The 14,624-nt window shown below is 73.5% G+C and carries 9 protein-coding genes; 1 reads left to right on the forward strand and 8 read right to left on the reverse strand.

The annotated features are described in order from the left end of the window. Positions 1–35 precede the first annotated feature (35 nt). The 6 genes from LQ51_RS16620 to LQ51_RS31345 form a co-directional block, all read right to left on the reverse strand. The gene (locus tag LQ51_RS16620; RefSeq protein ID WP_046566774.1) at positions 36–2,846 is read right to left on the reverse strand and encodes an ABC transporter permease subunit; all 2,811 of its coding nucleotides are present in this window, start codon (positions 2,844–2,846) and stop codon (positions 36–38) included. Beyond that, positions 2,843–4,795, reverse strand: a complete 1,953-nt coding sequence (locus tag LQ51_RS31340; RefSeq protein WP_052744925.1) for an ABC transporter ATP-binding protein — start codon at positions 4,793–4,795, stop codon at positions 2,843–2,845. Before LQ51_RS31340 ends, LQ51_RS16620 begins: the two co-directional genes overlap by 4 nt. Positions 4,796–4,892: 97 nt before the next feature. Beyond that, positions 4,893–6,251 carry a type 1 periplasmic-binding domain-containing protein gene (locus LQ51_RS16630; RefSeq protein ID WP_046566776.1) on the reverse strand — a complete coding sequence of 453 codons (1,359 nt, stop codon included), beginning with the start codon at positions 6,249–6,251 and terminating at the stop codon, positions 4,893–4,895. Beyond that, the gene (locus tag LQ51_RS16635; protein WP_046566778.1) at positions 6,248–7,435 is read right to left on the reverse strand and encodes a hypothetical protein; all 1,188 of its coding nucleotides are present in this window, start codon (positions 7,433–7,435) and stop codon (positions 6,248–6,250) included. The genes LQ51_RS16630 and LQ51_RS16635 overlap by 4 nt, the downstream gene beginning before the upstream one ends. Next, complete coding sequence (locus LQ51_RS16640) at positions 7,432–8,460, reverse strand: WxL protein peptidoglycan domain-containing protein (RefSeq protein WP_046566779.1); 1,029 nt, start codon at positions 8,458–8,460, stop codon at positions 7,432–7,434. The genes LQ51_RS16635 and LQ51_RS16640 overlap by 4 nt, the downstream gene beginning before the upstream one ends. A 72-nt stretch (positions 8,461–8,532) precedes the next feature. Then, a complete protein-coding gene (locus LQ51_RS31345; RefSeq protein WP_052744926.1) occupies positions 8,533–10,155 on the reverse strand; it encodes a WxL domain-containing protein in 1,623 nt (540 codons plus the stop codon). A 296-nt stretch (positions 10,156–10,451) separates the two neighbouring features. On the opposite strand from LQ51_RS31345, the gene LQ51_RS16650 reads away from it, so the two are divergent. Next, the gene (locus LQ51_RS16650; RefSeq protein WP_046566781.1) at positions 10,452–11,270 is read left to right on the forward strand and encodes an NAD(P)-binding domain-containing protein; all 819 of its coding nucleotides are present in this window, start codon (positions 10,452–10,454) and stop codon (positions 11,268–11,270) included. A 38-nt stretch (positions 11,271–11,308) separates the two neighbouring features. On the opposite strand, the gene LQ51_RS16655 is transcribed toward LQ51_RS16650, so the two are convergent. Together LQ51_RS16655 and LQ51_RS16660 are read right to left on the reverse strand one after the other, a co-directional pair. Then, entirely contained in the window at positions 11,309–12,715 is a 1,407-nt protein-coding gene (locus tag LQ51_RS16655) for an FAD-dependent oxidoreductase (RefSeq protein WP_197087788.1), read from the reverse strand. Between the two features lie 213 nt (positions 12,716–12,928). Then, positions 12,929–14,266: an MFS transporter gene (locus tag LQ51_RS16660; RefSeq protein ID WP_046566785.1), complete on the reverse strand. Its 1,338-nt coding sequence runs from the start codon at positions 14,264–14,266 to the stop codon at positions 12,929–12,931. Positions 14,267–14,624 lie beyond the last annotated feature (358 nt).

Consider the following 14,624-nt stretch of genomic DNA (forward strand, 5'->3'; position numbering starts at 1 on the left):
GGCACGGGCAAGTGGCGGGGCGACGCGGAGCGGGCTCACGACGGCACCGTCGTGCGTTGAGCGGGCACGCCGGAGCGGTTGACGGCGGCGTGGTCGGTACCGAGGTAGGAGCGGACCACGTCGGGGTGGTTGCGGACCTCCTGCGGGGTGCCGTCGGCGATGACCCGGCCGCCGTCCATCGCGACCAGCCGGTCGGCGAGCCGGGCGAGCAGCGGCAGGTCGTGCTCGATGATGACCATGGTGACCCCGAGTTCGTCGTGGATCCGGCGCAGCACCTCGCCCAGCGCGACGCCGTCGGTCTGGGACACTCCCGATGAGGGCTCGTCGAGCAGCAGCAGCGCCGGCTCCAGCGCCAGCAGGCAGGTGATCTCGACGATCCGGCGGGTACCGGTGGACAGTTCCCCGACCAACCGATCGGCGAGCGGGGCCAGGCCCATCAGCGTGACGAGTTCCTCGGCCCGGTGGCGTTTGGCCTGGTCCGGGGCGGTGGCACCCAGAGCTGCGGCGACGAGGCTGGTCGGCGCGGTCCGTTCGCCGGCCACCATGACGGTCTCCAGCACCGTCATGGTGGCGAAGAGCCGCGCGTCCTGGAACGAGCGCACCAGCCCGAGACCGGCCCGCCGCTGCGGCGACAGCCCGGTGACCGGGCGGCCGGCGAACAGGACCGCGCCCCGGTCCGGACGGGTGAAGCCGGCAATGATTTCGAACAGGGTGGTCTTGCCGGCGCCGTTCGGGCCGATGATGCCGACCACCTCGCCGGCGGCGACGTCGAGGCTGGCCCCGGCGACGGCCCGCACGCCGCCGAAGGAGCGGGCCACCTCCCGCACCGAGAGCAGCGGCTCGCCGGTCGCAGGCGGTCGCAGCGGGACGGTGCGCGGCGGCAGCGTGATCGGGCCACCGGAGCTGGCGGCCTGCGCCGGCCCGGCCATCTCATCGGTGGCGGACGGTACCGGTGCGTCGCGGCCGCGGGCGATCAGCGCGGCGATCCGGTCACGCAGCCACAGCACCGGCCCGCCGAGTCCGGCCGGCAGCGCAATCACCACGACCAGCCAGACCAGGGTCAGCGCCGCCTGGCCGATGATGTCCAGTTCCAGGAATCCGGGTACGCCGACGATCAGGAACGCCCCGAGCAGCGGGCCGCCCAGCAGCGTGATCCCGCCGACCACCACGGTGGCGACGACGTCGATGCTGGCCGAGGCCGGGAACGTGTTCACGGTGAGCTGGGTCTGCCCGTGGCCGATCACCGCCCCGCCGAGACCGGCGAGCGCGCCCGCGACCGCGTACGCCTGCAGGACCCGCACCGGCACCGCGACGGTGAACGCGCGGGCGGCGTCGGCGTTGTCGCGCAGCGCCACCAGGACCCGCCCGAAGGCACCGGCGCGCAGGTTCGCGGTGACCCACAGGCCGAGCAGCAGCGCCACCAGCGCGAACAGGTAGTAGTCGGTGGCCAGGTCGAAGGTGTGGCCGAGGATGCGCGGCTTGGGCACCTGCGCGCCATCGCCGAGCAGCCAATCCTGCCGCAGCAGGAACGTGCTGGTGGCCAGCGCGAAGGCGAGCGTGGTGACGGCGAGGGCGAGCCCGCGCAGGCGCAGCGCCGGCACGCCGACCGCGACTGCGGCCAGCGCCGCCGCCGCGCAGCCGGCGAGGATCCCCACGAACAGGTTGCCGGTCCGCACGGAGACCTGCACCGACACCGCGGCGCCGATGCCGGCGAACGCGAACTGGCCCAGGGACAGCTCGCCGGCCACGCCGGTGACCAGCCCGATCGACAGGCCGACCAGGGTGAAGCCGATGATCGCGATGAGCACCGAGGCGGTCTCATTGCTGATCACGAAGGCCAGCGCGGCGGCGACGGCGAAGCCCACCCCGGCGACGACCCGGCCGAGGTTGCGCAGCAGCCAGACCCGCTGGTAGGCGGCGGGCAGCGGCGGCGCGCCGATCCGGCCCCAGCCGCCGTCCTCCCCGTCGCGGCGCGCCCGGACCGGCTGGGCCAGCAGCGCGACCAGGATGACCGCGACCAGGGCCAGCTCGACGAGGCCGCCGCTGGACTGACCGGAGAGCAGGATCTGCTCCCCCACCCCGATGCCCAGCGAGGCGCCGAACGCGATCGGGACGGAGGAGAACCGGGCGATCACCGCGCCGGCGAGGCCCCGCACCAGCAGGGCCGGGCCGAGCGACTCAATCGACTGGGTGCCCTGGGTCGGCGCCATGAGGATCGCCGAGAAGGCGGCCACCGCACCGGCGATCGACCAGGCCAGGGTCGCCATCCGGGCCGCGGTGACGCCGTTGAGGGTGGCCGCGTCGGGGGCATCGGCGGCGGCCCGGATCGCCAGCCCGAACCGGCTGCGCTTGAGAAACATGGCGAGCCCGACCAGCAGCACCGGAGTGAGCAGCAGCATCGCGGTGAACGCCGGGCCGACCGGGGTGTTGCCGATGGTGAACGACGGCATGCCGGGCGGCACCGGGAACGCCGGGCCGCTGGCCCCCGAGCTGTTCACCAGCAGGGCGAGCACGAGCACGAACTGGGACAGCCCGAGGGTGGCGATCATGCCGATCACCCGGGGCCGGTGGCGCAGCCGGCGGACCACGCCCAGCTCGATCGCGCCGGAGACCGCGGCGGCGGCGAGCATCCCGACCGGCAGGGCGAGCCAGTACGGCAGCACCCCGTCACCGACCAGCCGACCGAGCACGGCGGCGCCGAACACCCCGACCGCGCCGTGTGCGAAGTTGACGAACCGGCTGGACCGGTAGACCAGCACCAGCCCGACCGCCAGCAGCCCGTACGTGAGGCCGGTGAACAGGCCCAGCACGATGCGGTCCGGGCCGACGTCGAAACCGCCGATCATCGGATCACCGCCCCGTCCACCGGGGTGGCCTCCGACGCGGGCGCGGCCTGCGCCTGCGGCGCGGGCTCGGTGTCCTCGGCTGGCGCGTGGCCACCGAGCATCAGGGCCCGGACCAGGTCCGGCTGACCGGCCAGTTCACCCGCGGTGTGCTCGGCGACCATCGCACCCTTCTCCATGAAGTAGATCCGGTCGGCCAGCGACAGCGCCACATTGACGGACTGCTCCACCACCAGCACCGAAGTGCCCAGCGCGTTGAGCCGGCGCAGCATTTCCAGCAGGCCGCCGACGACGACCGGGGCCAGGCCGAGCGACAACTCGTCGACCAACAGCATCCGGGGGCGCTGGATCAGCGTCTTGGCGAGCACGAGCAGTTGCCGCTCACCGCCCGACAGGGTGGCGGCGACCTGGTCGCGCCGCTCGTAGAGGCGGGGGAAGACGGCGAACGACGCGTCGACCCCCCGGTGCACCGCGTCGCTGCGCCGGCCCAGCGCGTAGCCGTGCATGCGCAGGTTCTCGGTGACGGTGAGCGAGCCGAACACCGCCTGGCCGACCACCGTGGACAGCCCGAGCTCGATCCGGCGGGGCGCGGTCAGCGCGGTCACGTCGACCCCGCCGAGCCGGACCACCCCGGCGGCGGGGCGGTGCAGGCCGGAGAGCACCCGCAGGAACGTGGTCTTGCCGACCCCGTTCGGGCCGCAGATCGCCACCATCTCGCCGTCGCCGACGCGTACGGCCGCGTCGTAGAGCACCTGGACCGGACCGTACGCCGCGTCGATGCCGGCGCAGGAGAGAGCGGCCGGACGGGCGCCGCTGTGCCTCAGTCGGGCGACCTCCGCCTCGTCGGCGAGCACCCGGGCCAACCGTTCGGCGTCGGCGGCGGCGGTGCGCCGGAGCCGCCGGGCGTAGCCGGCGCCGACCAGCACCGCCGCCGCGGCCACCGCCAACGCCGGAACGGCGCCGTACCGGGTGTTGAGCAGGGCGAGCAGGCCGGCGCCGCCCAGGCCACCGGCCAGGGACAGCACCGATGTCGCGGCCACGAACGCGGGGCGGGCGTCGGGGTGGAGCACCTCGGCGGCGATGCGTTCGCCCGAGACGGCGAGCGCGACCAGCGCACCGACGGCCACGGCCAGGCCGGATGCGAACAGCACGACGCCGACCGTTGCGGGGGTGGCCCCGACGAACAGGGCACCGGCGGCGCCGAGCAACCCCGCCGGGGCTGCGGCGACGGCGAGGCGCAGCGTCCGCTCGCCGCGCAGGAGCACGGCAAGCGCGGCCCCGGCGAGCAGCGCGTCGCCGATGACTCCTACGGCGCCGCGCGGGCCGAGGCCGAACCCGGTGTGCAGCACGTCGGCGGCGAAGGTCAGCGCGCCGGGCACGATCATGCCGAGGCCGGCCTGGGCCAGCACGGCGGTACGCGCGGTGGGTGGGCGGGTGGCGTTGTCGAACAGGGTGCGTAGCGCCGGCGGCCAGCCGGCATCGCCCGGCAGTTCCGCGGCGGCCGCCCCGGCCAGCGCGCCGAGCGCCGCGAGGACGCCCGCCGCCGCCCAGTGGTACCCGGATCCGCCTGCGGTGCCGCTGGCGAGCAGTGCGGCCAGGCCGAGCCCGTTCAGCAGCCCCACGTGCCAGTACCGCAGGGCGGCCGTCGCGGCGGCGATCGCGCGGCCGGACACCACCAGGACCGCCCAGGGCAGTCCGAGCGCGGTGAGCGCGAGCAGCCCCGGCAGCGGGGCGGCCACGTTGACCACCAGCAGCAGCGCGGCGCCCAGCCCGGCGCCGGCGAGCAGCGCGGTGCGTACCGAATGGCGGTGCGGTACCCGCTGCACGACCGCGACGGTCGCGGCCGCGCCGACCACCGCGGCGGCGATCACCGCGGTCAGTACGCTGGTCAGGTCGACGTCGAGACCCCGGGCGAGTCCCGCGGCGCCGAGCAGCGGCACCCCGGTCAGCAAGCCGCCGGCCGTACCCGCGCCCCAGCCCGCGCTGCGGGAACGCCATGCCCTCGCACCGTCGCGGGCGGTGCCCGGCGGAACGCTCCGGCGGGTGTTGTCATCGGGTCGCAAAGGACACGTCCTCCCCGCGGTAGGTGAAGCAGGCGCAGTCGCTGTCGTAGCCGAACGCCCGGTAGCCGTTCGAGGCGGCGAACCGGTCCGGGCCGAGCCGCCCGGAGAATCCGGTGGCCGGCTGGAATTGCGTGTCGAGCCTGCCCACGGCCGCCAGCCACCGGTGCGCGTTGAGATCGGCGCCGAGGTCCTTGGCGCCGATCTGCAGCAGCAGGACCGCGTCGCAGTACGGGAAGGCCACGCGGGCGTTCTCGCGGGTGCGGAACGACTCCCCCGCTGCGGCGAAGATGCCCAGGCAGGTTCGTTCGGGGTCGGTGGCGGGGAAGGCGTACTCCCGGTCGGCGACGTCCTGGCTCGGGTTGAAGCCGATGCCCACCGCCCCGGTCAGTGCCTCGCGCGGAATGATGTCCGGGTTGCCGATCAGGAAGCTGGGATTGTCGTAGCTGGAGATGCCGTACCGGGCGGTGAAGCCCTGCGCGGAGGCGGAGGTGAGGAAGAAGGAGGCCAGCCGGGTCCCGCCGAGGAAGAAGACCCGCTCGACGCGCTTGGCCCGCAGGTCGACGGCGGCCTGGTTGAGCCCCGTGTTGAGGGTGCCCAGGTCGGTGGAGTCGATCCAGGCCACGGTCGGGGTGATTCGCCGCTGCTTCAGGTACGGCACCACGTGCTGCTCGTACATCGCGCGGTTGGCCGGTGCGTCGACCGCGACGATGCCCGCCTGCCGGGCACCGTCGAAGAAGCCCTGCGCGGCCAGCGCCGGCAGGTACGCGCGCACGAAGTCGTCGTACGCGGGATAGGCCGGGGCGAACAGGTATGGCGCGAGACGCTGGCTCGTCGCCTGGTCGATGGTGATCAGGGTGGCGTCGAGCACCAGGGTGTGCCGCTGTGCGTAGCAGGGGCGGGCGTTGGCCTGCAACTGGCCGGTGAGCACTACCGCGAACGCGCGGTCGTCCTGGGTGATCTGGTTGCAGAGCTTCTCCTCCGCGGCCGGTGAGTCGTCGCTCGCCTCGTAGTTGCGGAAGATCGCTCGCATCCGCCGGCCGGCGATGCCGCCGTTGGCGTTGACGTGGCTTTCCAGTGCCCGCATCTGGCGTACCGGGTCGCCGGCCGAGGCGGTGTTGAACCCGGTCAGGCTCGCCGTCTTGGTCAGGTCGGTGCCGACGAACACGACGGTGACCGCGTCGGCGGTGACGCCGGGCCCGACGCCGGTGCCGTCGGCGCCGCCCACTCCGGGCAGCACCGCGCCGCAGCCGACGAAGGCGAGCAGCGCGGCGACGGTGGCGACGGCCGCCCGTACCGTCAGGGCCCGGTCCCAGCCGGTGGTGTGGGTGCCAGGATCGCGGCTCATCGAGGGCTCCCGAGGTAGGTGTCGAGCGCGGCCAGATCGATCACGGCGGCGGCGCTATGGCTGCCGGCGCGTGCTCCGGCCGGCGTGGCCGCGCCTGGGCGGGCGGCGAGCACCGCGTCGAGGGCGGTGAGGTCGATGACCGCGGTGCCGGCGGGCTCGGTGCCGGATCCGTTCGGCAGTCCGGCGTCGCCGAGCAGGTCCCGCAGCGCGGTGACGCTCAGGTGGGCGTTGGCCCGTCGACGTAGCCGGCCGGCACCGGGAGCGTCGTCGAAGACGAGGTACGCCCCGAGCGAGCTGACCCGCACGACGGACGGCAGCAGCGTGCCGGCCGGGGCCAGCGCGGGCAGCGGCGGGTGGTCACGGCGGTTGGCGATGCGCCGGGCGATGCCCACGACGATCAGCGTCCCGCCGAGCAGGTGCACCAGGAACAGGGCCCACGGGTACGTCCGGAGCGTCACCTCGGCCGGGCCGAACCCGCCCAGGTCGGCCTGCACGGTGTACCGGCCGAACGCGGCGAACGGGGTGGTGACGGGCACCCGGTAGGTGCGTGTCTCGCCCGGCCGGACGCCGCCGGCACCGGGTGTGCTGATCCGGTCGCCGCCGCCGTCCTTGCCGATCCGGACGTTGAGGGGCGGGTTGGGCAGCGGGTGCGGCCCGGGGTTGTGCACGGTGTAGACGAGGGTCCGGGTCGCGGCGGCGCCGAACAGGCTCCGCCAGCCCGGTCGGCCGGCGATCCTCGCCTCGACCAAGTCGAGGCGGACCGGGGCGGCCGAGACGGTGGGGGTCTCCCCCATGGTGTGCCCGGTGAGTGCCAGCGGCGCGTCGACCTGGCCGCGCGCGGTGCCGCCGACCAGCGTGGCGTGCACGACGCACGGGCAGGGCACCGGCGGGGTGCCGAGCACGAGTTGCACCGAGAAGGTGCCGTCCGGGCGCACCGGAACGGCCAGGGCGGCCCGTGTGTCGCAGGAGGCCGAACCGCCGATGGCGAGTTGCCCGCAGGTGACGAGCTGGACCAGGGCGCCGCCGGGCCAGCCGGTGCCGTTCACCCCGAGCCGGTCGCCCGGTGCCGCCGCCGGGGCTGCGAGGGTGAGTTCCTCGGCCGCCCACGCCGGCCCGGTGGGCAGTGCCAGCCCGATGACCAGCCCGCAGACGACGGCGGTCAGGGTGCGTCCGATCCTCGTCATCCGACCTCCGAATGCGCGCGGACGCGTCGGACGCCCCGGGGGCGGGCCACCTGGGCGCGGCGGCGCCTGCGCCGGGCCACGACCACGGCGGCGGCCAGCGCGGCGAGTGCGGCGACGCCGGTCCAGGAGACGACGACGGTACGGGTGGTCCGCACCGTGAGCACGCCGCCGTCGGCCTTCGCCGTCACGGTGGCGGTGACGAGGTCGACCGGCCACAGCCCGGTGAACCGGGTACGCATCCGCGACTCGGCGCCCGGAACCAGGTCGAGCTGTGGGGTGGCGCCACGCTGGTGGATCCGGTGTCCGAACATGCCGGAGGCGGTGACCGTGATGGTCGGGGCGAGGCGCAGGTTGCCGGTGTTGGCCAGGGTGTATTCCAGGGCACCGTCGACCGGCGTGGGCAGCCAGGGCGTCGGGTGGTCCAGATCCAGGTCGCTGAGGTTGAGGCCGGGCGTCTCCGGCCCGGCGATCCGCAGGTAGATGCGGGCGCCGACGGCCCGCTGCACCGCGACGGCGACGCCGTTGTGCTCGCTCCGACCGCCCGGGACGGACTCCATCGCGACGATGCCGCCGATGTGGTCGCCGGGGCTGGCGTTCGTCGGGACCGTGATGGTGAACGGGATGTCGGCCTGCGCCTTGGGCGGTAGCGCCACGGTGCCGGCGCCGACCACCGTCCACACCCCGATGTCCGACTGCTTCTCGGTGGGCTGGCGCAGCGCGAACCCGCCGTCGCGCGCGGTGTTGTAGGCGTCCGCGCCGTACACGGTGAAGGTGCGCTCGGTGTCGGTGCGGTTGATCACCCGCACCGAGTCGGTGAGGGTCCGGCCGGGGGGTGACTCGAGGAAGAAGTAGAGCCGGGGGGTGGGCCCGGCGTTAGCCGGCGGGGTGGGCACGACGGCCCACTCGCCGTTGTCCGCCGCGACGGCCGGCCCGATCGGGACGACGGTCAGCGCGAGGGCGGCGGCAGCGGCGGCGAGGGCTGCCGCGCCGGTGCGGAGGCGGCGTGGCCAGAGGGGGTGACGCACGCGGTTCCACCCTTCGACTGGTTGGTGTGGGGGCGGCCGGCTCGGCCGACCGCCCCCACCTCGGGGCGGTCCTCAGCTCAGGGTGAGGGTGAGGGTCGCGGCGTAGGTGCCGGCGAGTTGGTTCGCCGGCACGGAGAGGGTCAGCCCGGCTGAGGCGTCGAAGCTGCCGCCCGTACCGGTGGCGCTGGTCGGTGCGGAGCAGAGCGTCGCCGCGTCGACCGTGCCCGGGGTGCCGGCCACCGCGGTGACCGCGTTGGTCGCGCCGGCGGTGTCGACGCAGGCCGGTGTCCAGGACAGGTTGCTCTTGGCGATGGTTCCGCCCGGGGTGCCGGTGAAGTCGGTGACCGTGCCGACGAGGCTCCACCCGAAGGTGCTGCCCCGGTGGTCGGTCACCGTGACGGTCGACAGGTTGCCCGTCGCCGTCTGTACGCTGCCGCCGACGGTGACGCCGGAGAACGGGATGTTGCCGGTGCCGGGGGCGCGAGCCATCGACAGGTTTCCGGCGGTCACGGTCTCCGACAGGTTGTAGGACAGGGTGCAGTTGCCGGTCGTGGCCGAGCCGGTCTTGGCGGTGCACGAGTCAGCCGATCCGGTCCAGGCGGAGATTGCGAACAGGGCGCCGGACTGCGCGCCGATGTACGCGGTGGTGCTGTCCGTGACGGTGAAGGTGGCGTTGATACCACCGGTGGCGCCGGCCGTGGCCGTCGTTGCCGGGTCGCTCGTCGCGGGCGGCGGCGGGGCGCCGGTGAGCGCCTGGTAACCGCCGATCGTGACGGTGCTGCCCGGGTTCCAGTTGGTGCCGGTGACCGTCACCACGGTGCCGGAGCCGCCACCGCTGGGGGTGATCGCGATGCTCGGCGAGCCGAGGATCGTGATCGGGACGGAGACCGTGTTGGTACCGTCCGAGACCGCCACGGTACGTGCTCCCGTGGTGGCGCCGCTGGGCACCGTGATCGTGCCGGTGCCGGCGCCGGCGGCGTCGGTCGTGCCCGTGCCGGCGCCTTCGGCCGTTCCGGTGCCGTCGGCCGCGCGCAGTGTTGCGGTCAGGGCGGTGGACGGCGCGAGACCGGTCACCGCGTAGTTGATGACGTTGCCGGCCCGGGCAGCCCCGGTCACGGTCTGGCCGGTCACCGAGGTAACCGAGACCGTGCCGCCGAAGACGGTGAAGTTCTCCACGATGGAGGTCGGGACCGGTGCTGCCTTGTGGTCCCGGTCGCCCTCGGCGGAGCAGTACGTCTTGGCGATCGGGTTGTTGAGGATCACCCGGTTGACGGTGAGCGTCGCGGCTCCGGTCGCTCCGGCCACATAGGTGCCGGTGGCGGTGATCGGGCCGGTGGGGGTGTTGCCGGGGATCGGACCGGCGGGGTAGTTGGTCTGCTGGAGGGTGACCGGGCCGCTCTGCGAGCCACCCAGCGCCGCCTCCACGACGATCGGCACATCACCGGGGTTGATCGCGACCGGGCCGTTGTTCGGACCGGCCGCCGCGGTGAAGGTCACCGTCACGGTCTGCCCCGGGCTCGGCGTCGCCGGCGTCTGAGTGAGCCCGAACGAGTCGGCCCAGTTCGTCGGCGAGCTGCCGGTACCGGCGTCGTTGAAGTACAGCCGGCATCCCAGGTTGCCCGGGGTGGGGCCGTACGCCTGCGCGGGGGACACGCAGACCGCGGTCGCGGCGGCGGCCAACGCCGCCACGCCCACCGCTGTTGCCGTAGTTCTGAGCAATCCCATTACGGTCCCGCTCTCCTTCCTGTGGGGAACGGTGTACCCCTGGCTGCCGTTTCGCTAGTGGAAACGGCAGTTTCCAAAATTGGATAGGTTCATAAAGGCAGCCAGCCAGCCCTCCTGTCAATAGCCAGACAGGCGATTTGACGCCGGCCGATGCGATCGACTCCGCGGACCACCGAAGCGCCGGCGGCGTGTTCCGCGACACGGCCTTGGCAGGGAGCCCGAGATGGGGCAGAGTGTGGAAACGGCGTTTCCATAAGGAGGTCCAGGTGCGCTACGTGATCATCGGGTGCGGCAACGTCGGCATGGAGCTGGCCCGTCGTTGGGTCTCGGCCGGCCACCAGGTGATCGGCACCACCACCTCCCCTGAGCGGGTGCCCGAGCTGGCCCCCGTCTGCACCGAGGTGGCGATCCTCCGTGGCAGCGACCGTCCGGCCGTCGAGCGGGTCACCCGGGACGCCGACGCGGTCGTGCTCACCGTGAGCCCGCGCATCGCCCGAGCCTTCGACGCCGACCAGCGCATCGCCGAGTACGCCGACACGCTCACCGCGTCCGCGCGCACCGCCGCCGCCGCGCACCCCCGGGTGGTCTTCACCAGTTCGGTGTCGGTCTACGGTGCCGGCCAGGGCGCGCTGGTCGACGAGGCCACCCCGGTCACCGACGACCCGGACGCCTCACCCCGCAACTTCATCGCCGCCGAGACCGCCGTGCTGGCCGCCCCGCGCGGCGCCGCGCTGCGGATCCCCGACGTGTACGGGCATCCGCGCGACCTCGACTATCCGACCCGGGTGAAGCTGGCCCACGAACTGCTCGGCGGCAGCGTGCCGTTCTCGGCCGAGGCCCTGCACTACCGCATCGACTACCGCGACGCCGCCGCCGCGCTGGACTTCGTGGTGACCCGCGACCTCACGGGCGTGTTCAACGCGGTACCGGACGCGGTCGTGCCGCAGACCAACCAGGCCGTCCTCGACGAGCTCTGCGCCGCCGACGGCTGGCCCGCGCTGACCTACCGGGGTGAGATCAGAACCCCGTTCGTGCCGATCAGCTCCGGCAAGCTGCGCGCGGAGGGCTTCACCTTCGCGCACTGAACGCATTCGTTCACTGTGGACGTCAGGCCGGGACCGGCTCAGTTCGCGGTCCGCGCGAGGTGACGCCCGACCAGCCGGCCGAAGGCCATGGCCGGCGTCAGGCACATGCCGGAGCAGAACGCGTTGCCGTTGACAGCGGCGGAGCCGATCACCTCACCGACGGCGTACAGACCGGGGATCGTCGTGCCGTCCGCCCGGCGTACCCGCAGCAGCTCGTCCACGTCCAGGCCGGCGAACGTGATCAGGGTGACCGGATGGTTCTCCAGCGCGTAGAACGGCGGCTCGACGATCGGCGCCGGCAGGTACGTTCGGCCGAAGTCGACATCCCGGCCGTCGGCGACGAACCCGTTGTAGCGGGCCACCGTGGCCGACAGCCCCGCCGGGTCGATGCCGGCCAGCCCGGCGAGCTCCGCCAGCCCGGACGCCCGGTGCACGCCGCGCCGCCGGCCGCACTGGGCGTCCAGCTCGGCCGCGCTCCAGCCGTGCACCATCGGGTACGACTCGCGTAGGGCATGGGCGTCGAAGACCGTCCAGAAGGTCATCTGGTCCACCGTGGTCAGCACCCGCTCCTTGTGGTCGATGCTGGGCTCGTCCTCGGCGATCCAGCGACCTCCGGCGCGGTCGACGTAGATCTCCCAGGGCGGCCGCTCCGGCGCCACCAGGTGCGGCCGGTGCGCCCAGTCGACCCGAAGGTCGCCGTCGACCGGGGGCAGCCCGCCGAAGGTGGGGATGTAGCAGCCCAGGCCCTGCAGGCCGGCGCCGACCGACCGGCCCATGAGCAGGCCGTCGCCGGTCGAGGTGGGCGCCGCCGAGGTGGTCAGCGGCGCGCCCTCCAGCTCGGCGAACAACTCCGGCGCGTACCCGAATCCGCCGGTGGCCAGCACGACGGCGGGTGCCCGCCACCGCGCGCCGTCGGCGGTGGCCACCCCGACCACCGCGCCGCCCTCGGTCAGCAGCTCGGTGACGCGCACCTCGCAGCGCAGATCGATGCGGCCGGCGGCCCGATGCGCGTCGAGCATCGGGCGCAGCACGGCCAGGATGGCCGGACCGCCGGGGACGGTGGTGGCGTGGACGGTCCGCGGCGTGCGGTATGGCTCGTGCCCGTACACGATGCGGGGCGTACCCGGATCGACGGTGAGCCCGGCGGCGAGCAGCCACTCCAGCACCGCCGGCTGCTCGCGCAGCGTCAGCCGGGTCAGGTCGGCCCGGGCGGCGCCCCGGCTGATCCGCCAGACGTCGTCGAAGTGCCGCTCGGGGTCGTCGCTGATGCCCCGCTCATGCTGCAGCGAGAAGCCGCCGGCGGACAGGTGCCCGCCCGAGTACGGCAGGGCGCCTCCAACGTCCGGCGCCTTCTCCAACAGCAGCACGGTGCCGCCCGCGTCGGCGGCGGCGATGGCACAGGCCAGGCCACCCGGCCCGGCGCCCACAACGATCGTGGTCGGCACACCCACCTCCGGCACTCCCGCTGCGTTTCCCTGGAAGTGACAGTGTTTCCATAAAGTCGGGCGCCGTCAAACGTCCTGGGCGAGCCGTCGGCGGTGATCGTTTGGCCACTTGCGCACAATCCCGAGGTGCCGTAGCGCCTGCCCGCCGACGGGCGGAGGGCCGGCGGGCCGCCCAGCGACCGTTCCGAGCACCGGGGGGGTGCGACCGGGGTTTCAGTCCACCGGGTGGTTGGGGATCCTCGATCGGACGGCCAGGCCGTACAGGCAGACCAGCCCGGCCAGAGTGCCGAACAGGACGAACGGGCCGGCGGGGCGCCAGTTGTCGTACAGGGTGCCGCCGGCGGCGAACGCGATCATGATGCCGATGCCGCCGCTGAGCGCGAACGTTCCGACGACCGAACCCCGGGTACGGCTGGGAGCCTGTTCGGCGATCAGCACCTGACTGGAGATGACGGCGCTGACCTGGCCGAGCCCGATCAGTGCGGCGACGGCGTAGCCGAGCGGGCTGAACGGATCCCCGACGAAGATCGTGGCGGTGTAGCCGAGGGCTGCGGTCCCCAGAGAGATCAGCACCGCGTCGGTGCGGGACAGCCGGTCGGCGATGATGCCGATGGCCGGTGCCCCGATCAGCGCGATGCCGTTGGCCACTCCCAGCAACAGACCTGCCTTGGCCAGCGCCTCGGCCTCGCTGAGCCCGAGGTGCTGGGTGCCGTACTGCTGTGCCCAGAGGGTGAGGTAGGCGCCGACGAGCGCCAGGTCAGCTCGGGCGACGAAGGCGCTGAGGTAGGCGAACGAGACGCCGGGGCGCCGGGTTTCGGCTACGCCCTCGCGCAGCAGCCTGGGGATCGGGATGTGCTCGGAGTGCGTTGTCGCCAGCCCACCCCGGAGGGTGAGTCGCATCAGGACCGCGGTAAGCAGGGCCAGCCCGCCGACGACGAGGTAGGTCGCCCGCAGCGCGGCGATCGTGTCCATCCCGATGCCCTCGAAGATGTCGGGCAGTTTGATCAGCACGAAGAACGTGACGAGCGCGCCGAGACCGTTGCAGAAGCCGAGGATCCCGTTGGCCCTGCCACGGGTGGTGTCCCGGACGTAGTCGGCGACCACGGCCGTGAGCATCACGGTAACCATCGCCACTCCGACGGCGGCGACACCCCGGGCCAGGTAGTAGGGCAGGACCGAGCCGAGGAACGGCGCCACGCCGACGCCGAGGCCGAGCAGAACGTAGCCGCCGACCACGATCGGGCGCCGTCCGAGGCGGTCGGACCAGGCACCGGCCAGGCCGACCGCCGCGATCAGGACGATTTCGCTGATCAGCCCAGCGGTGCCCACGATCGAACCCTGCTCCCCCTTGGGCACACCCAGGACGGAGGTGAGTAGTGCCGTCTGCGCGGCCGGGATGAACGTGAACGTCATGATCGACGTCAGCGCCAGCCAGTAGTACCCGCTGATGTTGGTCCGGGTCGTGCCCGGTGAGAGCTGGAGTGGGCCGAACCTGGTGGCCTGCTCGCCGGCCCCCGGCGGGGCGGCGGTGTCTTCCTGGCTGCGATGCACGCTGGCCCCCTGCCCTGTGACGGCATGAATGGAAACACTGTTTCCACACACTAGCGGGTCAGGACCCAGACGTGATGGCGTCGGTGTGGCGCATTTCTCGCCACCCGGTCTCGGTCCGGCGCCGTCGACCCGTTCCCGGTTGCGCGACCGGCGGGCTCAGGACGCCGACGACGCCGCAGGCGTGTGCGAACGAAAAGCGGGTCAACGGCCGGAAGCGGTCGGTGCGCCCCGCCCCGGGGCAGCACAAGCCCGCGTCGCATCCGGCCCTCGTTGCCGGCTGGATCGCCGAGACCCAGGCAGAACGCCAACGCGCCGAACGGCACCAGCACACGCCAGTCGAAGAAAAGACCACCGCTCC

The sequence above is a fragment of the Micromonospora sp. HK10 genome (assembly GCF_000982955.1).
Classification (GTDB): domain Bacteria; phylum Actinomycetota; class Actinomycetes; order Mycobacteriales; family Micromonosporaceae; genus Micromonospora.